At 68.7% G+C, this 24,262-nt stretch carries 24 protein-coding genes; 10 read left to right on the forward strand and 14 right to left on the reverse strand.

The genetic code is table 11. The features are described 5' to 3' along the window. Positions 1 to 44: 44 nt before the first annotated feature. Both icmF and ACIRON_RS22670 read left to right on the forward strand, forming a co-directional pair. Positions 45 to 3,161, forward strand: coding sequence for a fused isobutyryl-CoA mutase/GTPase IcmF (gene icmF, locus ACIRON_RS22665; protein ID WP_402995708.1), 3,117 nt, complete (start codon positions 45 to 47; stop codon positions 3,159 to 3,161). A gap of 76 nt (positions 3,162 to 3,237) precedes the next feature. Further along, positions 3,238 to 4,002: a helical backbone metal receptor gene (locus ACIRON_RS22670; protein ID WP_402995710.1), complete on the forward strand. Its 765-nt coding sequence runs from the start codon at positions 3,238 to 3,240 to the stop codon at positions 4,000 to 4,002. Here the strand turns inward: ACIRON_RS22670 and ACIRON_RS22675 are convergent. From ACIRON_RS22675 to ACIRON_RS22705, 7 genes are all read right to left on the reverse strand, one after another. Continuing rightward, positions 3,950 to 4,330, reverse strand: coding sequence for a YrdB family protein (locus ACIRON_RS22675; protein ID WP_402995712.1), 381 nt, complete (start codon positions 4,328 to 4,330; stop codon positions 3,950 to 3,952). The two genes, ACIRON_RS22670 and ACIRON_RS22675, sit on opposite strands and share 53 nt — an antisense overlap. 14 nt (positions 4,331 to 4,344) lie before the next feature. Then, a complete protein-coding gene (locus tag ACIRON_RS22680) occupies positions 4,345 to 5,118 on the reverse strand; it encodes a DinB family protein (RefSeq protein WP_402995714.1) in 774 nt (257 codons plus the stop codon). Positions 5,119 to 5,165: 47 nt separating this feature from the next. Further along, positions 5,166 to 5,924 carry an enoyl-CoA hydratase-related protein gene (locus ACIRON_RS22685; RefSeq protein ID WP_402995716.1) on the reverse strand — a complete coding sequence of 253 codons (759 nt, stop codon included), beginning with the start codon at positions 5,922 to 5,924 and terminating at the stop codon, positions 5,166 to 5,168. Positions 5,925 to 5,972: 48 nt separating this feature from the next. Continuing rightward, positions 5,973 to 7,346, reverse strand: coding sequence for an ABC transporter substrate-binding protein (locus tag ACIRON_RS22690; protein ID WP_402995717.1), 1,374 nt, complete (start codon positions 7,344 to 7,346; stop codon positions 5,973 to 5,975). A 42-nt stretch (positions 7,347 to 7,388) separates the two neighbouring features. Beyond that, positions 7,389 to 8,243: a carbohydrate ABC transporter permease gene (locus ACIRON_RS22695; RefSeq protein ID WP_402995719.1), complete on the reverse strand. Its 855-nt coding sequence runs from the start codon at positions 8,241 to 8,243 to the stop codon at positions 7,389 to 7,391. Beyond that, positions 8,240 to 9,154 carry a carbohydrate ABC transporter permease gene (locus tag ACIRON_RS22700; RefSeq protein WP_402995721.1) on the reverse strand — a complete coding sequence of 305 codons (915 nt, stop codon included), beginning with the start codon at positions 9,152 to 9,154 and terminating at the stop codon, positions 8,240 to 8,242. Before ACIRON_RS22700 ends, ACIRON_RS22695 begins: the two co-directional genes overlap by 4 nt. A 97-nt stretch (positions 9,155 to 9,251) precedes the next feature. Next, entirely contained in the window at positions 9,252 to 9,926 is a 675-nt protein-coding gene (locus ACIRON_RS22705; protein ID WP_402995723.1) for a dihydrofolate reductase family protein, read from the reverse strand. A 43-nt stretch (positions 9,927 to 9,969) separates the two neighbouring features. Between ACIRON_RS22705 and galE the strand changes: the two genes are divergently transcribed. Next, the gene (gene galE / locus ACIRON_RS22710; RefSeq protein WP_402995725.1) at positions 9,970 to 10,947 is read left to right on the forward strand and encodes a UDP-glucose 4-epimerase GalE; all 978 of its coding nucleotides are present in this window, start codon (positions 9,970 to 9,972) and stop codon (positions 10,945 to 10,947) included. A 145-nt stretch (positions 10,948 to 11,092) separates the two neighbouring features. Here the strand turns inward: galE and ACIRON_RS22715 are convergent, their stop codons facing one another. The 3 genes from ACIRON_RS22715 to ACIRON_RS22725 all read right to left on the reverse strand — a co-directional run bounded on the left by ACIRON_RS22715 (position 11,093) and on the right by ACIRON_RS22725 (position 13,121). After that, positions 11,093 to 11,605 carry a hypothetical protein gene (locus tag ACIRON_RS22715; RefSeq protein WP_402995727.1) on the reverse strand — a complete coding sequence of 171 codons (513 nt, stop codon included), beginning with the start codon at positions 11,603 to 11,605 and terminating at the stop codon, positions 11,093 to 11,095. Next, positions 11,583 to 12,023 (reverse strand): helix-turn-helix domain-containing protein, encoded by a 441-nt coding sequence (locus ACIRON_RS22720; RefSeq protein WP_091045907.1) that lies wholly within the window; start codon positions 12,021 to 12,023, stop codon positions 11,583 to 11,585. Before ACIRON_RS22720 ends, ACIRON_RS22715 begins: the two co-directional genes overlap by 23 nt. A gap of 141 nt (positions 12,024 to 12,164) precedes the next feature. Continuing rightward, a complete protein-coding gene (locus ACIRON_RS22725; RefSeq protein ID WP_402995729.1) occupies positions 12,165 to 13,121 on the reverse strand; it encodes an asparaginase in 957 nt (318 codons plus the stop codon). Positions 13,122 to 13,149: 28 nt separating this feature from the next. Here ACIRON_RS22725 and ACIRON_RS22730 point away from each other — a divergent pair, with 28 nt between their 5' ends. Further along, positions 13,150 to 14,085 carry a sulfite exporter TauE/SafE family protein gene (locus tag ACIRON_RS22730; protein WP_091045903.1) on the forward strand — a complete coding sequence of 312 codons (936 nt, stop codon included), beginning with the start codon at positions 13,150 to 13,152 and terminating at the stop codon, positions 14,083 to 14,085. Positions 14,086 to 14,190: 105 nt separating this feature from the next. On the opposite strand, the gene ACIRON_RS22735 is transcribed toward ACIRON_RS22730, so the two are convergent. Together ACIRON_RS22735 and rfbB are read right to left on the reverse strand one after the other, a co-directional pair. Continuing rightward, positions 14,191 to 15,573 (reverse strand): sugar nucleotide-binding protein, encoded by a 1,383-nt coding sequence (locus ACIRON_RS22735; protein WP_402995731.1) that lies wholly within the window; start codon positions 15,571 to 15,573, stop codon positions 14,191 to 14,193. 5 nt (positions 15,574 to 15,578) lie between these two features. Continuing rightward, on the reverse strand, positions 15,579 to 16,577 hold the full coding sequence (rfbB, locus tag ACIRON_RS22740; RefSeq protein WP_402995733.1) for a dTDP-glucose 4,6-dehydratase: 999 nt from the start codon (positions 16,575 to 16,577) through the stop codon (positions 15,579 to 15,581). Positions 16,578 to 16,671: 94 nt separating this feature from the next. Between rfbB and rfbA the strand changes: the two genes are divergently transcribed. Next, complete coding sequence (gene rfbA / locus ACIRON_RS22745) at positions 16,672 to 17,544, forward strand: glucose-1-phosphate thymidylyltransferase RfbA (protein WP_091045899.1); 873 nt, start codon at positions 16,672 to 16,674, stop codon at positions 17,542 to 17,544. Between the two features lie 10 nt (positions 17,545 to 17,554). Here the strand turns inward: rfbA and ACIRON_RS22750 are convergent, their stop codons facing one another. After that, entirely contained in the window at positions 17,555 to 17,926 is a 372-nt protein-coding gene (locus ACIRON_RS22750) for a phosphomannose isomerase type II C-terminal cupin domain (protein ID WP_091045897.1), read from the reverse strand. 140 nt (positions 17,927 to 18,066) lie between these two features. Further along, on the reverse strand, positions 18,067 to 19,233 hold the full coding sequence (locus ACIRON_RS22755; RefSeq protein WP_402995736.1) for a nucleotide sugar dehydrogenase: 1,167 nt from the start codon (positions 19,231 to 19,233) through the stop codon (positions 18,067 to 18,069). A gap of 89 nt (positions 19,234 to 19,322) precedes the next feature. Here ACIRON_RS22755 and ACIRON_RS22760 point away from each other — a divergent pair, with 89 nt between their 5' ends. From ACIRON_RS22760 to cysC, 5 genes are all read left to right on the forward strand, one after another. Continuing rightward, positions 19,323 to 19,610, forward strand: a complete 288-nt coding sequence (locus ACIRON_RS22760) for a helix-turn-helix transcriptional regulator (protein ID WP_402995738.1) — start codon at positions 19,323 to 19,325, stop codon at positions 19,608 to 19,610. Beyond that, complete coding sequence (locus ACIRON_RS22765) at positions 19,610 to 20,458, forward strand: HipA N-terminal domain-containing protein (RefSeq protein ID WP_402995740.1); 849 nt, start codon at positions 19,610 to 19,612, stop codon at positions 20,456 to 20,458. Before ACIRON_RS22760 ends, ACIRON_RS22765 begins: the two co-directional genes overlap by 1 nt. Before the next feature lie 168 nt (positions 20,459 to 20,626). Next, positions 20,627 to 21,541, forward strand: a complete 915-nt coding sequence (gene cysD / locus ACIRON_RS22770; RefSeq protein WP_402995742.1) for a sulfate adenylyltransferase subunit CysD — start codon at positions 20,627 to 20,629, stop codon at positions 21,539 to 21,541. Then, on the forward strand, positions 21,541 to 22,791 hold the full coding sequence (locus ACIRON_RS22775; RefSeq protein WP_402995744.1) for a sulfate adenylyltransferase subunit 1: 1,251 nt from the start codon (positions 21,541 to 21,543) through the stop codon (positions 22,789 to 22,791). Before cysD ends, ACIRON_RS22775 begins: the two co-directional genes overlap by 1 nt. A gap of 216 nt (positions 22,792 to 23,007) precedes the next feature. Further along, positions 23,008 to 24,198, forward strand: a complete 1,191-nt coding sequence (cysC, locus tag ACIRON_RS22780) for an adenylyl-sulfate kinase (protein WP_402995745.1) — start codon at positions 23,008 to 23,010, stop codon at positions 24,196 to 24,198. The last annotated feature ends 64 nt before the right edge of the window (positions 24,199 to 24,262 follow it).

Genomic DNA, 24,262 nt, shown 5'->3' on the forward strand with positions numbered 1-24,262 from the left:
CTGGAATTACTTGGACGTCCAACTATTCCCTGGGAGCACCGCCCATGTCCGACCTCCACATCCCCGAGCACCACGTACGGATCGTGACCGCGAGCAGCCTGTTCGACGGTCACGACGCGGCGATCAACATCATGCGCCGGATCTTCCAGGCACAGGGGTGCGAGGTGATCCACCTCGGCCACAACCGCTCGGTGACCGAGATCGCCGACGCCGCTGTCCAGGAGGACGCCCACTGCGTGGCGGTCTCGTCCTACCAGGGCGGTCACGTGGAGTTCTTCGAGTACCTGGTCACCGCGCTCAAGGAGCGCGGCGCCGGTCACGTCAAGGTCGTGGGCGGGGGCGGCGGCGTCATCGTGCCCTACGAGATCGAGCGGCTGGCCAACTCCGGCGTCAAGATCTTCTCCCCCGAGGATGGCCAGCGGCTGGGGCTTCCGGGGATGATCAACACGGTCGTGCGCGACGTCGACCGCGACCTGTGGCCCACCTTCAACTTCGCCGCCGAGGACGTGCTCGCCGGCTGCCCCCTCTCCCTGTCGCGGTCCATCACCGCGGCCGAGCAGGGCCGACTGCCCGCGGAGATCGCGGACCCGCTGCGCGCGGCGGGCCGCGCGGTCGTCCTGGGCATCACCGGCACCGGCGGCTCCGGCAAGTCCTCGCTCACCGACGAGCTGGTCCGGCGGCTGCGCACCGACCAGGAGGACAAGCTCCGCATCGGCGTCCTCGCCATCGACCCGACGCGTCGTCGCGGCGGCGGGGCGCTGCTGGGCGACCGGATCCGGATGAACTCGCTGGCCGCCATCACCGACGGCGGCTCGACGACGTTCTACCGCTCCCTGGCCACCCGCGGTGGACACACGGTGCCCGAGCACTTCGCCGACGTGCTCGCCGTGATGAAGGCCGCCGTCGACCTCGTGATCGTCGAGACGCCCGGCATCGGCCAGGGCGACACCGGGATCAGCGACTTCGTCGACGTCTCGCTCTACGTCATGACGCCCGAGTTCGGCGCCGCGTCCCAGCTGGAGAAGATCGACATGCTCGACTTCGCCGACGTGGTGGCGATCAACAAGTTCGAGCGGCGCGGGGCCGAGGACGCGCTGCGTGACGTGTCGCGCCAGCTCGTCCGCAACCGCGAGGCCTTCACCTCCTCGCCCGACGACATGCCGGTCTTCGGCACCTCGGCCGCCGCCTTCGACGACGACGGCGTCACCGCGCTCTACCAGCACCTGCGCGGGCTCCTCACCGAGGCCGGGCTCACGATGGGCGAGGGCGTCCTCCCCCGCGTCTCGACCCGCCACTCGACGGGCCTGCACCCGATCATCCCCGAGAAGCGGGTGCGCTACCTGGCCGAGATCGCGGGCGACGTACGCGACTACCACGCGCGCACCGACGAACTCGTCGCCGCGGCGCGCAAGGAGCAGGCCTACGAGATCGTGGCCGAGGACCACCCCGAGCTCGAGGCACCCGCCGGCGACCTCCCCGACGACCTGCGCACACAGCTCTCGTCGTGGCAGGAGACCACGGAGACGTACGCCGCCGACGAGAGCGGCCGGACCTCACTGGCGGGCAACTACATCCCGCGGGTGGCGACCCCTCGTTACACCGACCGCGGCGAGCTGACCCGGTTCCTGCGCAACGAGAACCTGCCCGGGTTCTTCCCGTTCACCGCGGGCGTCTTCCCCTACAAGCGGGCCAACGAGGACCCGGCGCGGATGTTCGCCGGCGAGGGCGACCCGTTCCGCACCAACCGCCGCTTCAAGCTGCTCTCCGAGGGCCAGCCCGCGACCCGGCTCTCGACCGCGTTCGACTCGGTGACGCTCTACGGCCGCGACCCCGACGTACGCCCCGACATCTACGGCAAGGTCGGCACCTCCGGCGTCTCGGTGGCCACGCTGGACGACATGAAGGCGCTCTACGACGGCTTCGACCTGCTCGCCCCGACGACCTCGGTGTCGATGACGATCAACGGTCCCGCGCCGACGATCCTGGCCTTCTTCCTCAACACGGTGATGGACCAGGCGCGCGAGCGCGGGGTCGACCCGGCGAAGGCGCTGCAGACGGTCCGCGGCACGGTGCAGGCCGACATCCTCAAGGAGGACCAGGGCCAGAACACCTGCCTGTTCTCCACGGAGTTCTCGCTGCGCTGCATGGCCGACATCCAGGAGTGGTTCATCGAGCAGGGGGTGCGCAACTTCTACTCGGTCTCGATCTCGGGCTATCACATCGCCGAGGCCGGGGCGAACCCCATCTCCCAGCTCGCCTTCACGCTGGCCAACGGGTTCACCTACGTCGAGTCCTACCTCGCCCGCGGGATGTCTATCGACGACTTCGCACCCAACCTGTCGTTCTTCTTCTCCAACGGCATGGACCCGGAATACTCGGTCATCGGCCGGGTCGCGCGCCGCATCTGGGCGGTCGCGATGCGGGACCGCTACGGCGCCTCGGAGCGCTCGCAGAAGCTGAAGTACCACATCCAGACGAGCGGCCGGTCCCTGCACGCGCAGGAGATGGACTTCAACGACATCCGCACCACGCTGCAGGCGCTGATCGCGATCTACGACAACGCCCAGTCGCTGCACACCAACGCCTTCGACGAGGCCGTGACGACCCCGTCCGAGGAGTCGGTGCGGCGCGCGCTGGCGATCCAGCTGATCATCAACCGCGAGTGGGGCCTGGCGTTCAACGAGAACCCGCTCCAGGGTTCGTTCATCATCGACGAGCTCACCGACCTCGTCGAGGAGGCCGTGCTGAAGGAGTTCGACCGGATCTCCGAGCGCGGCGGCGTGCTCGGCGCGATGGAGACCGGCTACCAGCGCGGCAAGATCCAGGACGAGTCGATGCTCTACGAGCACCGCAAGCACGACGGCACCCTGCCGATCGTCGGCGTCAACACGTTCGTACGTGACACCAACGGCGGGCCCGCCGGTCCCGTCGAGCTCGCCCGCGCGACCGAGACCGAGAAGAAGTCCCAGCTCGACCGCGTCCACGCCTTCCAGGCCACCCACTCCCGGGAGGCGGAAGAGGCGATCGTACGTCTCAAGCAGGCCGCCACCTCCGACGAGAACGTCTTCGCCGCGCTCATGGACGCGGCCCGGGTCTGCTCGCTCGGGCAGGTCACCGAGGCGTTCTTCGAGGTGGGCGGGCAGTATCGGCGCAACGTGTGAGGCGTGGCTGTTCACCGAGGTACCTCGGTGAACAGCCACCTCCCGCGTGGAGTTCCACGAAGGAAGCGAGCGTTGAGTGAGTTACCTCGGTGAGCATCCGGCCACGCGCGACGACTTAGGAACCGCGTACGAAGGCCCAACCCCCGCGACCCGGGTGGTCTCGCTGGTCCCGTCGCTGACCGAGGCGCTCGCCTCGGTCGCGGCGGACCGGCTGGTCGGGGCGACGGACTGGTGCACGCATCCGGCGGACCTGGACGTGCCGCGCGTGCGGGGCACCAAGAACCCCGATCTGGCCGCGATCGCGGCGCTGGCGCCGGACGTGGTGGTGGCCAACAAGGAGGAGAACCGGGAGCTGGACGTACGCCGGCTGCGGGAGCGCGGCGTCCGGGTCTGGGTCACCGACATCGAGACCGTCCCCGATGCCATCAGCTCGATGGAGCGGCTCCTCGACGGCCTCGGCTGGGACCGCCCGGCCTGGCTCACGGAGGCCCGCCAGCAGTGGTGCGGGCCGCTCCCCCGGGTCACCCGCCGGGTCGTCGTGCCGATCTGGCGCGACCCCTGGATGGTGGTCGGCTCACGGACCTTCACCGGTGATCTGCTGCGGCGGCTGGGCTGGGAGAACGTCTTCGACCGACACACGGACCGCTATCCGCACGTCGACCTGGCCGAGGTCGACGGCGCCGGGGCCGACGTCGTGCTGCTGCCCGACGAGCCGTACGTCTTCACCGCCGAGGACGGCCCGGAGGCCTTCACCCGGACGCCGACCGAGCTGGTCAGCGGCCGGCTGATCACCTGGTACGGGCCGAGTCTCCTCGAGGCACATCGGTGGGCAGTCGGCTGATCGCCGGCACCTGAGCCAGACCGTTGATGACGACCGAGAAGACCAGCAGCGCGAGCGCCCATTCCGGGTGACCGGCGTTGAGGAGCGCGAGCGAGGCGAGTCCGAAGACGATCACCTTGGCGACCGGCCGGACCACGGGACCCCCGCGAGGCGCCTTCGGCGAGGCGAACGACCACCAGACGAACATCGCCGCCAGCGGCAGCAGCCAGACCAGCAGCCACCGCGGGTCGTGCTGCCAGCCCCACACCCCGAAGGCGGCCATCGCCAACAGCTCGTCGACGAACACCAGAGTCATCACGAACCAGCCGAAGACCACCACGGCGGTCATCGTAGGGGCATCGCTCAGCCTCGACCAGCGGTTAACGCAGCCAGGTCACGCACGGCATAGCGGTGATGCTCGGCCTCCTCGGCGAGCACGACCTTGAGGCAGCGGCGTACGGAGTAGTCGGCCTCGGGGTCGTTGCCGATCGGCTTGCGGGTGCAGAGCCGGTCGAGGTCCGCATCGGTGACCGTCGCGACGTAGGCCCGCATGGTGCCCATCCGGGCGAGCCGGGGCTCGAGGATCTCGTCGAGGGACGGGTCGGCGTCGACGGTGATTCCCTGGACTCCGTCAGGGTCGCCGCCGGGACCGAAGCCGAGCGGGTGGTGGGGGGCATCCTCCTCGAGGACGGGGTTGCCGAGCCACTTGTCGCTGGCGTAGAGCAGGTGCCGCAGGGTCTCGATGAACGACCACTCGTCGTCGACCCGCCGGCGGTGCAGCTCCTCGGGCATCTCCCGCACCTGGGACACCGTCGCCGCCCAGGTCTCCTCGATCGCCGCCCACGCCGCACGGATCTCGTCGGCGGACCGCGCCTCGCGGGCCAGCACCCGGTTGGGCTCGACCCGGTCGAGCTCGGCCTGGACGTACGCCGTCACGTCGACGTCGTTGACCACGATCCGCCCGATGTCCCCGGCGAGATAGACCTCGGGGCCCCAGCAGTCGACGATCTTCACCCGCTCCTCGAACCAGCAGTCCCGGATCTCCAGACCACCGACATCGCTCTGCTGGATCAGTGCGTCGCGGAACCGGTCGCTGTCGACGTACGTCTTCGTCTGTTCAGACTGCTCGGAAGGCATACGCCATCGTCGGCCCACCCGGCGCACCCGTCAACGGACTAAACGGACTACCGGAAGGCGGGCTTCTCCTTGGCCAGGAACGCGCGTACGCCCTCCTTGAAGTCGGCACCCGTGTAGACCTCGCGCAGCAGGTCCTCGTCGCCCTCGGGCGAGGTCTCGGCCCGGGCGGCGAAGGCGGCGAGCTGGCTCTTGGTGGCCCGAACGGTGACGCCGGAGAGCGGCAGGATGCCCTCGACCAGCGCGTCGACCTCGTCGGCCAGCGAGTCGGTGACGGCGGTCAGCGCGCCGGTGGCATAGGCACGATCGGCGTTGATCAACCGGGCCGCGAGCAGCATCTCGCGCACGACCGGCTCGCCGAAGACGGCGGCGGCGCGGTAGACGATGGAGGCCGCGAGCGCGTTGCCGAGGGTCTTCGCGATCGGATAGCCGAAGCGGGAGTGCGGCGTCGCGACCCGCAGGTCGCAGTGGGTCGCGACCGCGAGCCCGCCGCCGACGCAGACGCCGTCGACCGCGGCGATGGTGACCTGCGGGAGCGCGAACAGCTTCTCGAGCAGCGAGCGGATCCAGTCCTCGTAGTCCACCGCGTCGCGGGAGAGGAAGTCGGAGATCTCGTTGCCGGCGGCGAACGCCCGACCGCCGGTGCCGGTCAGTACCAGCACCTTCACCGATTCGTCGCTGGCCAGCTCGTCGCACAGGTCGTGCAGCGCGCCGTACATCGCGTGCGTGAAGGCGTTGTGCTTCTGCGGCCGGTTGAAGGTCACCTGTACGACGCCCGGGCGCCGCTCCACTACCAAGTCCTCGCTCACGAGAACCGAGCGTAGGGCACCCCGCGGGGGTGCCCTACGCGGTGTTCATCAGATGTGCGGCTTGACCTGGTCGGTGTAGATCTTCTCCAGCGCCGTCTTGAGACTGTCCATCTCGGTCTGGACGTCCTTGTTCTCGGTGAGGATCGCGGCCATGTGGTTGGCCATCTCCAGGTCACCACCGGGCAGGAAGACTCGGGCGTAGTCCTGCGAGCGGGTGTTGGGGAGCTGGTCGATCGCGACCTGGGCCTGCGGGGTCTTCTCCAGGATCGCCGCAGGGTCGGCGGACTTGCGGATCGGCACGTAGCCGGTCGCCTCGGAGAACTTGATCGCCTGCTCGGGCTCGGTGAGGAACTTGATGAAGGTGCCCGCCGCGAGCTGGCGCTCGGGGCTGATGTCCTTCGGGATGCCGACGCCCGAGCCGCCGGTCGGGCAGATCCGCTCGGTCTCCGCCGGCCCGGCGGGCAGCGGCGCGACGCCGACGTCGAACTTCGCCGAGGTGATCGCGTTGATCAGGTCACCGGTCGAACCGACGGTGGCGCTGGCGACACCCGCCGCGAAGTCCTGGATCTGGTCGACGCCGGCGACCCCGGCGACCTTGTCCTTGTAGACCCAGTCCTTGAGGAAGGAGAGCGCCTCGACCGCCTCGGCCGAGTTGCACGTGATGTCGAAGGACTCCTCCTTCGACCAGCCGCCGCCCCAGCCCCACAGGTTGTTCTGCAGGGTCCAGCCTGCGTAGCCGGCCAGGGCCGGGAACTGGAAGGCGAACTTCGCGCCGCTGGTCGCGGCGAGCTTGGTCTTCCACTCGTCGAACTCCTCCCAGGACTGCGGGCCCTGGTCGGAGAGTCCGGCCTTCTTCCAGTGGTCCTTGTTGTAGTAGAAGAGCGGCGTCGAACGTGCCCACGGAACCGCCCAGTGGGCGTCGTCGTAGAGGTAGTCGCCCAGTAGCGAGTCGACGTAGTCGTCGGTGTCGAACTCGAGCGCCTCGAAGAGGGAGTCGAGCGGGATGATCTGGTCGTTCATCTTGTAGCGGAACCACCACACGTCCGACAGGTTGATGATGTCGGGCAGGTCGCCGCCGGTCTGCGCGGTCTGGAACTTCTGCGCGATCTCCTCGTAGTCGGCCCCGGCCGTGACCAGCTTGACCGTGATGTCGGACTGGGAGGCGTTGAAGGCGTTGACGATGTCGGTGCTGACCTTGATCGAGTCACCGGGGTTGGAGGTCCAGAAGGTGACCTCCTTGGCCGGCTTCACGCCGCTGAAGTCGATCTGCTCGACAGCACTGGCACCGCCACCGCCGCTGGTCGAGGGCCCGCCGCCGCAGGCGGACAGCGCCGCCGCCGAGAGGCCCAGGGCGCTGAGGCCGAGGAACCGTCGTCGGTCCAGGATCAGACCCGAGCGATGCAGGTTGGACGAGGTATTCATGAAGCATCCTTTCCCTGTTGTGCCAACTGTGGGCTGAGAACGTCAGCCTTTGACGCCGCCTTGGGTGAAGCCGTTGACGATGTGACGCTGCAGGAACGCGAAGACGACGAGGATCGGCAGCAGCACCATCACGGTGCCGGCCATCAGGACGCCGAACGAGCTGGCCGCGGACTCGCTGTTCTGCAGCAGCGTCAGACCCCGCGGCAGCGTCATCATCGCGGGGTCGGTGATGATGATCAGCGGCCACAGGTAGTCGTTCCACTCGTAGACGACGTTGACCAGGGCCACGGTCGCGATCGACGGCAGCGACATCGGCACCACGCAGTGCCACAGCCTCCGCCAGTGGCCGGCGCCGTCGAGGTGAGCCGCCTCGATCACCTCGTAGGGCAGCTGCATGAAGGCCTGGCGCAGCAGGAACGTACCGAAGCCGGTGGCGAGGCCCGGCAGGATGAGTCCCCAGTAGGTGTTCTCACCACCCAGGCTGCTGATGAAGACGTAGTTGGGCAGCGCGGTGACCTGCGGCGGCACCATCATCGTGGCGAGCACGCCCCAGAAGACGTACTTCTTGCCGGGGAACTCGCAGAAGACCAGGCCGTACGCCGTCAGGATCGCCAGCAGCACCTTCAGCCCCGCGCCGACGACCGTGACGATGGTGGAGTTGAGGAAGAGGCGTCCGAAGGGGACCTTCACCGCGGCCTCGGAGTAGTTCTCCGGCTTCCAGACCTCGGGGAAGACGACCAGGTCGGTGGTCGCCAGGTCGCCGGCGCCCTTGAAGGAGGCCAGGATCATGTAGCCGAGCGGCAGCACGACGACGAGCACCGCGAGCAGGAGCACGAGGTAGTCGCGTACGGTCAGCGGCGTCAGCCGCACTCTTCGCGAGGGAGCAGTCGTGCTCATCGGTAGTGGACCCGCCTCTCCACGACGATCAGCTGGATGAGCGTGATCACCACGAGGATCGCGAAGAGCACGGTGGACAGCATCGCGGAGTAGCCCGCCTGGCTCTGCTCCTTGAAGCCGGTCAGGTAGGCGTCGAAGATCAGGGTGCGGGCGCCCCGGCCGAGCTTGTCCATCGCGATCAGCAGGTCGAAGGCCTGCAGGCTGTTGAGGATCGTGGTGACCAGCAGGAAGAACGTGGTCGGCGACAGCAGCGGCAGGGTCACCGTGAAGAACCGCCGCACCGAACCGGCACCGTCGAGATCGGCCGCCTCCAGCACGTCGCCCGGCACCGCCTGCAGGCCGGCCAGGTAGATGACCGCGGCGTAGCCGAGGTTCTTCCAGACGTAGACGATGATCACCATCGTCAGCGTCCACGGAGGCGAGTTGATCCACTCCGGGCTGTTCAGGCCGACGTCGCGCAGGATCGCCGAGAGCGCGCCGATGTTGGGGTCGAAGATGTAGAGCCAGGCGAGCCCGACGCCGTAGCCGGAGAGGATGTAGGGCGCGAAGACCGTCGCCTGCGCGAACCCGGCACCGGGAAGCTTGCGGTTGAGCGCCAGCGCGACGCCGAGGCCCAGGGCGAGGGTGAGGCCGACGGTCGCGACGGTGAAGATCGCCGTCGTGGTCAGCACCTCCCGCGCCTCACCGGAGGTGAAGAAGTCGCGGTAGTTGCCCAGCCCGACCGGGGTCGCGAACTTCGATCCCAGCGTCCAGTTGAGCGTCGAGTAGTAGATGTTCTGCAGGAGCGGCCGATAGGTGAAGACCACGATCAGCGCGACGTTGGGCGCGACGAACGCCAGAAAGATCAGCCACTCCCGTATGCGTCTTCCCGAGAGTGCCTGACGTGGTCGCTTGGTCGTGACGGCCGTCATACCTGGCACGATCGGTGAGTCAAGCGGCTGGCTCGAACCCCGTCAAGAGTAAAACTCTCGGTCTCAAGATTTCGTTACCGGAAACTGACCGTGAACGTCATCGGTTCACCAGCCAACGTCCGAGCAAGGTGCCCTCGTGCTCGATGAGCGAGCCGAGCGACACCGGTACGTCGGTCGGCGGCCCGGTCACGATCCGTCTGCCGTCGCCGGCGAGGAGCTTGGGCGTGATCGTGTGGCAGAGCTCGTCGACCACACCGGCCTCGAGCAGCGAGCCGAGAAGGCTCGGCCCGCCCTCGCAGAGCACGTGACGCATGCCCTCCTCGTGCAGCCGGTCGCGGAGCGCCTGCAGGTCGACCTCGGAGGTGCCGGTGACGTAGACGTTCTCCTCGCCGATCTCGTCGCGCGCGGCGTCCAGGCCGGGCGCTTCGGCCACCGTCGCGAGCCGGACCGTGCCGGGCTCGCAGCCGCGCAGGTCGTCGGGGACCCGGCCACGGCGGGAGACGATGACGATGGGCGTCCCCGAGGCGGCGTACGTCTCGGCGATGGCGGTCCCCGCACCGACCAGGACGGCGTCGGCGAGGTCGCGCAGGACGTGGAAGACGTCGACGTCGACGGCGTTGTTGACCGTGCCGGAACGACCGTCGGAGCCGGTGGCCGCACCGTCCAGGGAGCTGACCATGTTGACCCGCAGCCACGGCAGGCGCGGCGGTGCGTAGATGGCGCGCAGGCCTTCGGGGGTCGTCGGGTCGCCGTCACCGTGCAGGAGCCTCACCCCGCAAACCTAACCGCTCAGGTCAGCCCGCTATCTTCATCGCATGAGTTGGTTGGTTACCGGAGGCGCGGGCTACATCGGATCGCACGTCGTGCAGGCACTGCTCGACGCAGGCATCGAGCCGATCGTCATCGACGACCTGTCCTCGGGATTCTCGAAGTTCGTGCCCGACAACGTCGCCTTCGTCGAGGCGACGCTGCTGGACAAGACCGCCATCGAGCAGGCGATCTCCGACCACGGCGTCGAGGGAGTCATCCACCTCGCCGGCTTCAAGTACGCGGGCGTCTCGGTGCAGCGGCCGCTGCACACGTACGCCCAGAACGTCACCGGCACCGCCAACCTCCTCGAGGCGATGACGGCCACCGGTGTCGACAAGCTGGTCTTCTCGTCCTCCGCCGCCACCTTCGGCACCCCTGACGTCGACCTGGTCACCGAGACCACGCCGACCAACCCGGAGAGCCCCTACGGCGAGTCGAAGCTGATCGGCGAGTGGCTGATCGCCGACGTGGCGCGCTCCGAGGGGCTCGCCCACACCAGCCTGCGCTACTTCAACGTCGTCGGCTCGGGTTCGAAGGACCTGTGCGACACCAGCCCCCACAACCTCTTCCCGCTCGTCTTCGACGCGCTGGCCAAGGGCAGGACGCCGCAGATCAACGGCGACGACTACGCGACCCCCGACGGCACCTGCGTACGCGACTACGTGCACGTCGCCGACCTCGCCCACTCCCACGTCGTCGCCGCCAAGCGGCTCGCCGAGGGCAAGGACCTCGAGCCGGTCTACAACCTCGGCTCGGGCGACGGCTCCTCGGTACGCCAGATCATGGACGCCATCCGCGAGGTCACCGGCATCGACTTCGAGCCGGTCATCAAGCCGCGTCGTCCCGGTGACCCCGCCCGCATCGTCGCGACCGGCGAGCTCGCCCGGCGCGACCTCGACTGGGAGATGCGCCACGACCTGCGCTCCATGGTCGCCACCGCCTGGGAGGCCCGCCAGGCCGCGGGTGCCGACTACCCGAGCTGACCCTTCGACAAGCTCAGGACATCGCCTCGGGCGGGATGTTCACCGAGGTAACTCGGTCAACGGTCACTCACCTCGTGGAACTCCACGAAACCAGCAACGGCTCACCGAGTTACCTCGGTGAGCCGTCGGGCGTACAGGGCCAGGATCAGGCCTTCTTGGCAGCCGTCTTCTTGGCCGGAGCCTTCTTGGCCGGGGCCGGCTTCTCGGCCGGAGCAGCCTCGGCCTTGGGGGTCTCGGCCTTCGGGGCCTCAGCCTTCGGAGCCTCGGCAACGGGGGTCTCGGCCTTCTTGAACCTCGCGACGACGGTCTCACCGCGGGTGGCGAGCTTGTCGTAGGTGCCGGTGGCGGAGCCGGTGGTCTCGTCGAGCTTGGCCTTGACGGTGGTCTTCAGCTTCTCGGGCAGGACGGCGTACTGCTCCTTGGCCAGGGCCGGGAGGGACTTCGGGTCGAAGCCGGTCACGGTGGTCTTGGCAGCGGTCGCCTTCTCGGTCGCCTTGGAGCGGGCGTCGGTCAGCTTGGTGGTCGCCTCGGAGCGGTAGTCGTCGACCTTCTTCTGCAGGTCGGTGGCGTAGCTCTTCACGGTCTCGTAGGCGAGGTCCGCGACGCCGGCGACGGCGTTGAGGGGCTTGGTGGTCTCAATCTTGGGCAGCGTGGGCATCTGGGTTCTCCTCGTGATGGGGTTCAGCGGTTTCATCGGCGGCCGGCGCATCGTCGGTGACACGACTGTTGAGAGCAAGGAACGAGTGATAGACGTCGAGCAGCGAGTGCTTCTGCCGCTCGGTCAGGTTCGGGTCGGCGAGCACCGCGAGCTCCACGGACCCCCCGACGTTGGAGTCGGGGCTGAGGATCCCGGCACGGACGTAGACCTGCTCCGCCGAGATCCGCAGCGCCTTGGCGATCTGCTGGAGGACCTCAGCCGATGGCTTGCGCAGACCGCGCTCGATCTGACTGAGGTAGGGGTTGGACACACCTGCTTGGTCGGCGAGCTGACGCAGAGACATCTCAGCCGAGATCCTCTGTTCCTTCAGATACTCGCCGAGCGTGCCGACCGCACTCGTGACCTTGCTCTTGACCATGACTCCAGTGTGCTAACAATTGCTAGCAATCACAAGTCCTGGGCAACCGAAGTGACACACATCACCCACTAGTTGCTTCGTCAACCGGGGCAAACGCGCGCAGTCACGGCATCCTCGACTCGCTAGCGCGCCGCTAGCAGGTCACAACAGTGCGCGGATCTCCCCCACCCTGCGCCCACCACCGAGGATCGGCGCGTCACCGGTCGCGCGCAAGGCGTCGGCGTCGACCCCGTCCAGATCACCGACCCCGTCCCGCAGCAGCGCGGCGGCCATCACCGCCGCCCGCGCCCGGTCACCGCCGTCGTCGGCCTTCAGCGTCCACGCGCGGCCGTCCGGAAGCGCGACGGCGTAGACCGCCTCGGCGCCCAGCTTGCCGATCAGCCCGGGTACGGCACGGTGCAGCGCGAGCTCGTCGCGCGTCGTGCCCGATACGTACTCGGGGTGGGACCGGATCGCCTCGGCGACCCGCGCGGCCGGACCATCGACCGCCGAGCCGATCGTCGAGAACGCTCGCGCCAGCCCGGTCAGCGACGTGGACAGGGCAGGTGCCCCGCAGCCGTCCACGGTGGCGTACGCGACCTCGCCGGTGCACGCCTCGAGCACCTCGCAGATCCCCTCCTGGAGCGGGTGCTTGGGGTCCAGATAGCCCTCCAGCGGCCAGCCGGCCGCGACGCAGGTGGCGAGCATCGCGGCATGCTTGCCGGAGCAGTTCATCGCCAGCCGGGTCTTCGGCTCGCCGCGACGGAGCGCCTCCTCCCGCGCCTCGATCCCGAACGGGTAGTCCTCGATGTTGCCGAGCGCGGACTCGTCGAGACCGACGGTGGCGAGGATGCGGCGTACGCCTTCCTGGTGGAACTCCTCGCCCGAGTGCGAGGCGCAGGCGAGGGCGAGCAGGTCGGGCGCCAGGTCGAGGCCGAGGATCACCATCGCGAGCGCCTGGACCGGCTTGTTCGAGGAGCGCGGCAGCATCGGCGAGTCGACGTCACCGAGCGACCAGCTCACAGTGCCGTCGGCGGCCAGGGAGACGACTGATCCGTAGTGGTGTCCCTCGACGAAGTCGGAGCGGACGATCTCGGCGAACGGCACGGGTGCTGGCATGGGGGCGAGACTATGTGAGAGTTGCCCCGTGTTCGCCGACCTCCTCACCCAAGACGCGCTCAGCGTGCTCGTGGTCAGCTTCGGCATCGGCATCGTCGTCGGGCTGACCGGCATGGGCGGAGGCGCCCTGATGACGCCTGCGCTGATCTTCCTCGGGGTGCCCCCGACGACCGCGGTCGCCAACGACCTCGTCGCCGCCTCGGTCAACAAGTCGGTCGGCGCCGCGGTGCACTGGCGCCACGGCTCGCCCAACGTACGGCTGGCGACCTACCTCATCATCGGCTCGGTGCCGTGCGCGTTCCTGGGCACCTTCGTCCACAAGCTGGCGCCCGGCGACACCGACCACTTCCTCAAGCTCGTCCTCGGCGGGGCGCTGCTCTTCGCGGCGGCGTCCTACATGTTCCGGATGTACCTGCAGCTGCGTCAGGTCGCTGCCGGCAACGAGGCTCCCGACGAAGATCCCCGCCTGAAGCCGCTGCTCACCATCGTCATCGGCGCGCTCGGCGGTCTCCTGGTCGGCATCACCTCGGTCGGCTCCGGCTCGGTCATCATGATCGCGCTGCTGCTGGTCTACCCGACGCTGTCCGCGGTCAAGCTGGTCGGCACCGACCTGCTCCAGGCGGTGCCGCTCGTCCTGGCCGCCGCGATCGGCCAGGTGATCAACCACGGCGTCGAATGGGCGGTGCTGATCCCGCTCATCCTCGGTGGCACCCCCGGCACCTTCCTCGGCTCCCGGATGGCCCGCTGGGTCTCCCAGTCGGTCATCCGGCGCGGCATCGTCATCATGCTGACGCTCTCGGGCGCCAAGATGCTCGGCGCCGATGCCACCTTCCTGCTGCTCCTCGGTGGCGCGATGCTGCTCCTCGGCCCGCTCCTGTGGGGCTTCATCCGCCAGTCGCGCGGCCTGGACGCCTTCGACAACAACGCCGCCGCCTGGCGGCTCCCGGAGCGCTCGGAGAAGTAGCCCCTACGTCGAGTCGGTTCGTTCTGACCAAATCTGATGCCGAGTCGGCTCGTTCCAACGAGCCGACTCGGCATGTTTCTGCGTCAGGACGAGCCGACTCGGCGCTCAGGCCTTCAGATAGCGGCGGAGAGCCTCGAGATGGTCCTCGGGCTCGAAGCCGGTGGCGGCGAGCTTGTCGAGGGACATCACCGAGTTGAGCGGTCGCGGCGCGACGCCCTCCTTGCCCGCGAAGTACGCCTCGGTCGAGGTGGCGCCCACGTCGGCCCGGTCACGGCCCGACAGCGAGAACACCTCGGCGGCGACGTCCCGCCATGAGCACGGCTCCCCGGCGTTGGTGCAGTTGTATACCCCGTACGCAGCCCCGGACCGCAGCAGGTGAGCGGTGGCGGCAGCGAGCGTGTCGGTGAAGGTGAGCCGGCCGATCTGGTCGTCGACCACGGTGGGCGAGACGCCCTTCTCGGCGAGAGCCGCCATGGTGCGTACGAAGTTCTTGCCGTCACCGACGACCCAGGAGGTGCGCAGGACGTAGTGCCGAGCGGTGCCCGCGACGGCGATGTCGCCGGCGGCCTTGGACTGGGCGTAGACGCCGAGGGGCGAGACCGGCTCGTCCTCGGTGTGCTCGGTGGCGGTGCCGTCGAAGACGTACTCGGTGGAGTAGTGCACCAGGGTCAGCCGGTGCTCGGTCGCGACCCGGGCGAGCAGTGCCGGGGCGGTCGCGTTGGCGGCCCAGGCGGTGCGCCGGCCGTCGGCGGTCTCGGCGACGTCGACCGCGGTGTAGGCGGCGGCGTTGAGGATGAGCTGGTAGTCGGGCCACGGCCAGGCCGCGACCGCCTTCTCGTCGGAGATGTCGAGCTCGTCGAGGTCGACCGCGTCGGCGTCCGGGAAGACCGACACGAGCGCGCGGCCGAGCTGGCCGTTGGCGCCGATGATCAGGGTCTTCTTCGGCTTCATCGGGGTGATCTCGGCCAGCCGCGGGTTGGCGAGGTCCTTCTCGGAGATCTCGGCCGACTCCAGCGGGATCGGCCACGGGATCGCCGCCGTCTCGTCACCCAGATGAAGCGCCGGGTAGGCGAACCCGGGGCGCCAGTGGTCGTTGACCAGGTAGGAGTAGACGGTGAGGTCCTCCAGCGCCTGGTAGGAGTTGCCCACCCCACGCGGCACGAAGACGGCGGTCTCGGGCCCGATCTCGACGGAGAAGGTCGTCCCGAAGGACTCGCCCTCGCGCATGTCGACCCACGCCGCGAAGACCCGCCCGCACGCCACCGAGACGAACTTGTCCCACGGCTCGGTGTGGATGCCCCGGGTCGCGCCACGGGAGGCGTTGAAGGACATGTTGTTCTGCACCGGCCCGAAGTCCGGCAGCCCCAGGGCGACCATCTTCTCGCGCTGCCAGTTCTCCTTGAACCAGCCGCGAGCGTCACCGTGCACGGGCAGGTGGGCCACCAGGAGACCGGGGATCGGGGTCTCCTCGACGCGAAGCTCAGCCACCGAGATCACTGCCCCTTCGCGGCGTACTTGGCTTCGGTCTCGTGCTTGAGCGGCGACCACCAGGCCTCGTTCTCCTGATACCAGGCGATGGTGGCGGCCAGACCCTTGTCGAAGTCCTGGTACTTCGGCTCCCAGCCGAGCTCGCTGCGCAGCTTGCCGGACTCGATGGCGTAGCGCCGGTCGTGGCCGGCGCGGTCGGTGACCCACTCGATGTCGTCCTCGGGGCGCCCGAAGTGACGCAGGATCGCGCGGACGACCTCGACGTTGGACTTCTCGCCGTCGGCACCGATCAGGTAGGTCTCCCCGATCCGGCCCTTCTCCAGGATCGTCCAGACCGCCGAGGAGTGGTCGTCGGTGTGGATCCAGTCGCGTACGTTGAGCCCGTCGCCGTAGACGCGCGGCCGGCGCCCCTCGATCACCTCGGTGACCTGGCGCGGGATGAACTTCTCCACGTGCTGCCAGGGGCCGTAGTTGTTGGAGCAGTTGGAGATCGTCGCGCGCACGCCGAAGGAGCGCACCCAGGCGCGGACGAGGTGGTCCGAGCCGGCCTTGGTCGCCGAGTAGGGCGAGGACGGCTGGTAGGGGGTGTCCTCGGTGAACCGCTTCGGGTCATGGAGGTCCAGGTCGCCGTAGACCTCGTCGGTGGAGACGTGGTGGAAACGTACGTCGTGACGACGGACCGCCTCGAGCAGCTGATACGTGCCCACGATGTTGGTCTGGACGAACGGAGCCGGGTCCGAGAGGGAGTTGTCGTTGTGCGACTCGGCCGCGTAGTGCACCACGGCGTCCGACTCCGCCACCAGCGGCTCGACGACCGCGGCGTCGGCGATGTCGCCGACCACGAGCTTCACCCGCTCCTCCGGGATCCCCGCCAGCGATGCCTCCGAGGAGGCATAGGTCAGCTTGTCGAGCACCGTCACGTACGCATCGGTGTTGGCCACGAGGTGGTGCACGAAGTTGGAGCCGATGAACCCGGCCCCGCCTGTCACAAGAATCCGTCTCACCGGTTCATCGTAGGCAGAATTAATCCCCCGGTGGTCGCCTCGCCCCGGTGGGTTCCCTAGAACGTCGGGTGAACATCCGTAGGATCAACTGACCATGAAGGGGATCATCCTCGCCGGAGGCACCGGCTCACGTCTGCACCCGATCACGCTCGCGATCAGCAAGCAGCTGATGCCGATCTACGACAAGCCGATGATCTACTACCCGCTGACCACGCTGATGCTGGCCGGCATCCGCGACATCCTGGTGATCACGACCCCTCACGAGGCCTCCGGCTTCCACCGGCTCCTCGGTGACGGCAGCCATCTCGGCGTCAACATCAGCTACGCCGAGCAGCCCTCCCCCGACGGCCTCGCCCAGGCGTTCACGATCGGCGCCGACGTCGGCTTCCTCAACTCCTCCGAGGACGGTGTCGGCCTGGTCCTGGGCGACAACATCTTCTACGGCCCCGGCCTCGGCACCCAGCTGGCCCGCTTCAAGACGATCACTGGCGGCGCCGTCTTCGGCTACCGCGTCGCCGACCCGCGCGCCTACGGCGTCGTCGAGTTCGACGAGTCCTTCAAGGCGATCTCTCTCGAGGAGAAGCCGGAGAAGCCGAAGAGCCCGTACGCCGTCCCCGGCCTCTACTTCTACGACAGCTCGGTCATCGAGCACGCCCGCAACCTCCAGCCGTCCGCGCGCGGCGAGCTCGAGATCACCGACCTCAACCGGATCTACCTCGAGGCCGGCACTCTCTCTGTCGAGGTGCTGCCCCGTGGCACCGCCTGGCTCGACACCGGCACCCTCGAGGACCTCAACGAGGCCGCCAACTTCATCCGCGCCATCGAACACCGCCAGGGCACCAAGATCGGCGCCCCAGAAGAGGTCGCCTGGCGCCAGGGCTGGCTCTCCGACGAGGAGCTCTCCGAGCTCGCCCAGCCGCTGCTGAAGAGCGGCTACGGGAAGTACCTGCTCGGCCTGCTGGCCTGAGGCTCGCGGCTCAGGCCTCTGCCGTGATCTTCTGCTCGGCCCGACCGAAGTCGTCCTCGAGCCGGACGATGTCGTCCTCGCCGGTGTAGCCACCGCGCTGGACCTCGATGATCGAGAGCGGCTCGTCGGTCTCGTTGCAGATCCGGTGGGCCTGGCCGACGGCGACGTCGACGGACTCACCGGGGCCGGCGATCGTGGTCACGCCGTCGATGATGCAGGTGGCCTTGCCGTAGATGACCACCCAGTGCTCGGAGCGGTGGGTGTGGGTCTGGTAGGAGAGGCGGCTGTTGGGCAGCACCTCGATCCGCTTGACCTTGTAGCCCGGACCGATGTCGATGACGTGCCACGAACCCCAGGGGCGGGTCTCGGAGTCACCAGCCATGATGTTGCCTCATTCCTAGACACTGAGCAGAAGACGCGACAATAACTGTACGCATCCGCGCACGGTTCATTGCGAACCGATGTTCACCGGTCCGTTACCCGCAGGTCGCCCACGGGAGCAGATCTCTCCGCAGGAGGGCCTCAGTCGCGGCCGTAGATGTCGCGCGTGTAGACCTTGTCGGCGACGTCGGCGAGCACGTCGGTGCGCCGGTTGGCGATGATCACGTCGGCTCGCTGCTTGAACTCGTCGAGGTCCTTGATGATCTCGGAGTGGAAGAACGTCGGCTCGTCGAGCTCGGGCTCGAAGATGACCACCTCGACGCCCTTGGCCTTGATCCGCTTCATCACGCCCTGGATCGAGGACTCCCGGAAGTTGTCCGAGCCGGACTTCATGATCAGCCGGTAGACGCCGACCACCTTCGGCTCGCGCCGCAGGATGTCGGTGGCGACGAAGTCCTTGCGCGTGGTGTTGGCCTCGACGATCGCCGAGATGAGGTTCTGCGGGACGTCTTGGTAGTTGGCCTGCAGCTGCCTGGTGTCCTTGGGCAGGCAGTAGCCGCCGTAGCCGAAGCTCGGGTTGTTGTAGTGCGAGCCGATCCGGGGGTCCAGGCCGACGCCCTCGATGATCTGAGGCGTGTTGAGGCCGTGGGTCGCGGCGTAGGTGTCCAGCTCGTTGAAGTAGGCGACCCGCAGCGCGAGGTAGGTGTTGGCGAACAGCTTGATCGCCTCGGCCTCGGTGGCGCCGGTCATCAGCACGGGTACGTCGGGCTCGAGCGAGCCCTCGAGCAGCAGCTCGGCGAAGCCCTTCGCGGCCGGGGAGTCGTCGCCGACGACGATGCGGGAGGGGTGCAGGTTGTCGTGGAGCGCCTTGCCCTCGCGGAGGAACTCGGGGCTGAAGAAGAGCGTCGCCTCGGGGTGCTGGTCACGCTTGGCCGCGATGTAGCCGACCGGGATGGTCGACTTCACCACGATCGCGGCCTCCGGCGCGTAGCTCACCGCGTCCGCGATCACGCTGTCGACGGTCGAGGTGTCGAAGTAGTTCGAGGCCTCGTCGTAGTTCGTCGGGGTGGCGACGATGACGTACGCGGCGTCCGCGTAGGCGTCCTCCTTGTCGAGGGTCGCGCGCAGGCCGAGCTCCTTGGTGGCCAGGAAGCTGGTGATCTCGGCGTCCTCGATCGGGGTCCTGGCCGTGTTGACCAGGTCGACCCGCTCCTGGGAGATGTCCAGGACGACGACGTCGTGCTTCTGGGCGAGCAGGACGGCGAGCGACATCCCGACGTAGCCCACGCCGACAACGGTGATCTTCATGTTCGGCACTGTAAGCAGCGGTTTGAGGCAGGTCACAGGAACTCCGGCGACCATGTTCCCGTACGGGAACATCGCGTACAGTGTTCATCGTGCCGTCGCCGTACCTGACCTCGCCGGACGCCTTCGGGTCGGCCGTCCGATCGGCCCGGCGCCGCGCCGGACTCACCCAGAGCGACCTGGCCCACCGGGCCGGGGTGGGCCGACGGTTCGTCGTCGACGTCGAGTCCGGCCACCCGCGCGCCGAGCTCGGCAAGGCGCTCGCGCTGCTGGAGGTCCTCGACGTCTACCTGGCGCCCACGCAACTCTCCCCGATCGCCCCACCCCTGGAGGACGTCGATCTCGACGCCGTCCTGGCCCACTGCCTGACCCAGGTCTGATGCGAGAGCTGTACGCCTTCGCCGGCCGCCGCCGGATGGGCACCTTCCGCCAGGTCGGCGACCGGGTCGACTTCAGCTATGCCGAGTCCGCCGGCCCGACCCCGATCTCGCTCTCCCTCCCGCGCACCGGCGCGGCCGCCCCGGGGGCCGCCCGCGCCTGGCTGGACAACCTGCTTCCCACCCGCGACGACGTACGCCGCAGATGGGCGCGCGAGCGAGGCCTGCCGGACACCGAGCCGATGACGCTGCTCGCCTCCTACGGCGACGATCTCCCCGGCGCGGTCTCGCTCTCGGCCGACCCCGACCTGCCCTGGCGCCGGGCGCCGCACGCCGTCGAGGCGCCGCTGCCCGAGATCGCGACCCGGCTCGCGGCGCTGCGCAACCAGCCCACCTCGTGGCTCGACCAGCGGGCCCGGCCCCGGTTCTCGCTCGGTGGTCACCAGGGGAAGTTCGCGCTGCGGCGGGCCTCGGGGAAGTGGTTCTGGCCGACGTACGAGCATCCGTCGACGCACATCCTGCGGCCGACCACGCCCGAGGAGGCCTCGGCGAGGGTCGCGGACCTGGGGCGGGCACGCTCCGGCGGGATCCCCGCCACCCGCACCGAGCTGGTCACCTTCGGTGCGCAGGCTGCGCTCGTCGCGGAGCGCTGGGACCGGCTCGGCGGCCGGCGCATCCACGCCGAGACGATCCGGCAGGCGCTCGGTGTCCGGGCGGGCGAGGACATCGACCCCGGCGGCGTACGCGACCTGCTCCGACGGCTCGATCTGGCGGGGTCCGCGGTCGGTGACGTCGGCAGGATCGCCTTCCTGCTCGCCGGGGACAGGGTCGTCGCGGCGCCACGGCGCTGACCCGTCCCGACGCCGCATCTCACGGTGCGAGTGGCGCTTCCGGACCAGGGCCCGCGCCTGCGTACACTCGGATTCCTGCCCACGCGGGGATGGGACATTTCGCCGTGCCGTGGAAGCCGCCACTAGCATGGGCGCCTCAACCTGACGGAGAGGTCCTCTGGTTCCGTAATGACTGCAACACACGCCGACTACCGGCTCAGCCAGCTCGACCAGCTGGAAGCCGAGTCGATCCACATCTTCCGCGAGGCCGCGGCAGAGTTCGAGAAGCCTGTCCTGATGTTCTCGGGCGGCAAGGACAGCATCGTGATGCTGCGACTTGCGGAGAAGGCCTTCTTCCCGGCCAAGATCCCGTTCCCGGTCCTCCAGATCGACAACGGCCTCGACTTCCCCGAGGTCGCCGAGACCCGTGACCGCTGGGTCAGCCGCCTGGGCGTACGCCTGGTGATCGCGAGCATCGATGACGCCATCGCGCGCGGCATCGTCGTCGACGACGGCAAGACCTCGCGCAACCGGCTCCAGACGCCCACCCTGTTGAACGCGATCGAGGAGAACGGCTTCACCGCCGCCTTCGGTGGCGGTCGCCGCGACGAGGAGAAGGCCCGCGCCAAGGAGCGCGTCTACTCCCACCGCGACGAGTTCGGCCAGTGGGACCCCAAGATGCAGCGCCCCGAGCTCTGGTCGCTCTACAACGGCCGCCTGCACGAGGGCGAGCACATGCGGATCTTCCCGATCTCCAACTGGACCGAGCTGGACATCTGGGACTACATCGGCCGCGAGGGCATCGAGATCCCCGAGGTCTACTTCGCCCACCAGCGCCGCGTCTTCGAGCGCGACGGCATGCTGCTGACCGAGACCCCGCTCAACCCGCTGCGCGAGGGCGAGGTCGTCACCGAGCGTACGGTCCGCTACCGCACCTGCGGCGACATGACACTTACCGGTTGCGTTGAAAGCACGGCGTCGACCATCGAGCAGATCATCGAGGAGGTCGCCGCCGCCCGGGTCACCGAGCGTGGCGCGACCCGCGGTGACGACCGGTTCTCCGAGGCTGCCATGGAGGACCGCAAGAAGGAAGGTTACTTCTGATGGCCATGGACCTTCTGCGGTTCGCCACCGCCGGCTCGGTCGACGACGGCAAGTCCACCCTCATCGGGCGGCTGCTGTTCGACTCGAAGTCGATCTTCACCGACCAGCTCGAGTCGGTCGAGAAGACCTCGCAGGACAAGGGCCACGGCTACGTCGACCTGTCGCTGCTGACCGACGGACTGCGGTCCGAGCGTGAGCAGGGCATCACCATCGATGTGGCCTACCGCTACTTCGCGACGCCCAACCGCAAGTTCATCATCGCCGACACCCCGGGCCACGTGCAGTACACGCGCAACATGGTCACCGGCGCCTCCACCGCCGACCTCGGCCTGGTGCTCGTCGACGCTCGTCACGGCCTGACCGAGCAGTCGCGCCGCCACGCGGTGCTGCTCTCGCTGCTGCGCGTGCCCCACCTGGTCCTGTGCATCAACAAGATGGACCTGGTGGACTACTCCGAGGAGGTCTACAAGAAGATCTCCGCCGAGTTCACCGCGTTCGCGACCAAGCTCAACATCCCGGACCTCGAGGTCATCCCGATCTCGGCGCTCCAGGGCGACAACGTGGTGACCCGCTCGACCAGCATGGACTGGTACTCCGGCCCGACGCTGATCCACCACCTCGAGCACGTCCACGTCGCCTCCGACCGCGACCTGGTCGACGTGCGCCTTCCGGTGCAGTACGTCATCCGGCCGAAGTCCGACGACCACCACGACTACCGCGGCTACGCGGGTCAGGTCGCCGGTGGCGTACTCAAGCCGGGCGACGAGGTCATGGTGCTCCCGTCGGGGATGACCAGCCGGATCGCCGGGATCGACCTGTTCGACAAGGAGATCCCCGAGGCGTTCCCGCCGATGTCGGTGACCGTCCGGCTCGAGGACGACGTCGACGTGAGCCGCGGCGACATGATCTCGCGGGTCAAGAACGCCCCTGAGCCGAGCCAGGACATCGACGCGATGATCTGCTGGATGACCAACGCTCCGCTGCGTCCGCGGCAGAAGCTGGCCATCAAGCACACCTCCAACTCGGCGCGAGCGCTGGTCAAGGACATCCAGTACCGCCTGGACGTCAACAGCCTCCACCGCGACCTGGAGACCAAGGAGCTCGGCCTCAACGAGATCGGCCGCGTGCAGCTGCGCACCACCAAGCCGCTGCTGTGCGACCCCTACTCGAAGAACCGCACCACCGGCTCCTTCATCCTCATCGACGAGGCGACCGGCGTCACCGTCGGCGCGGGCATGATCAACGACTGATCGCTCGTCTGCGTGAAGCGGCGGCTCCCCTGCTGGGAGCCGCCGCTTCCTGTATCTGTGCCGTGTCGGGCGGGGGCATTTTCCCGCCATGGCGGGGAAATGCTGCCTGGTCCGCGGTGACAGGTCCGCAGAATCCCGCCATGGCGGGATTCTGCCGCCGCGACAGTGCGTGAGCGCGGTTCCAGGAACCCCAGGCCCCGACGTTAGAGTTCGGGCGTGCCCGTGCCGCAGTACTCTCCGTCACCCCGTGAGCTCGATGACATCGAGCTGATCGTCGCCCGCGCCCTGCCCGGCCCACTGAACGCGCTGGAGTCGGCACTGCGGCTGGATCTTCCAGGGGACGTCGAGCTCGCCGCCAAGGACGCCGGCGCCGTCGAGATCGTCGACCCCGAGGGACTGCCGATCGCCCGGGTCACCTGGCCCGCGGGCGAGGTCACCGGCCTCTCCTCCCCCGCCTACGGCCCCTTCCGACGGCTCTATCTCACGCCGTCGCAGGCGCGGGAGGCGTACGCCGGGCGGACGGTCGTCCCGGTCGCCGACGCGCTCACCACCGCCGAGATCGCGGAGATCGCGGCCCTCGGGCCGGTACTGCTGCTCGCTCTGGTCGGGCACGGCACCCCCGCGCTCTCCCCCGTCGCGCTGTTGCGCGCGTCGTTGCTGGCCGCCGACGCCCTGCCCGACGCGGCCGTCGTCGCGGTGCCGCTGGCTGCTCACGACGACCCCGAGGCCGACCATGCGCTCGGCGTGGCGGTCGTGGCTGCGTACGCGGGCGGGGATCCGGTCCACGCCCTGGCCCCTGTTGCGTCCGAGGACTATCCCGACGCCGTCGCGGCGGTCATCGACGCCGACCAGCCCGCCCCTGAGGAGCAGGGCCTGGTCATCTTCTTCACCGGTCTGTCCGGCTCGGGCAAGTCCACCCTCGCTCGTGCCCTGATGGACAGGATCCTCGAGCAGGGCGCGCGCACCGTCACCTCGCTCGACGGCGATGTCGTGCGCCGCAACCTGTCGGCCGGTCTGACCTTCTCCAAGGAGGACCGGGAGACCAACATCCGCCGGATCGGCTGGGTGGCCGCCGAGATCTCCCGCCATGGCGGCCTCGCCGTCTGCTCCCCCATCGCCCCCTTCGACTCGACCCGCCAGGACGTACGCGGCTTCGTCGACGACGCCGGTGGCGCCTTCTTCCTGGTCCACGTGGCCACGCCGCTGGAGGAGTGCGAGCGGCGCGACCGCAAGGGCCTCTACGCCAAGGCCCGGCGCGGCGAGATCCCGGAGTTCACCGGCATCTCCTCGCCCTACGAGGAGCCGGCCGACGCCGACGTACGCGTCGACACCACCGGCCGCTCCATCGAAGAAGCTCTGGACGAGGTCATCGAGGGCCTCCGCTCCGCCGGCTACCTGTCCCTCTGAGCCCGTCTCCGAGCGACCCCCGACCCCGCCGAGTCGGCTCATCCTGACGGAAATCCGCGCCGAG

Source organism: Nocardioides sp. NPDC101246 (assembly GCF_044767415.1).
In the GTDB taxonomy this organism is placed as follows: domain Bacteria; phylum Actinomycetota; class Actinomycetes; order Propionibacteriales; family Nocardioidaceae; genus Nocardioides.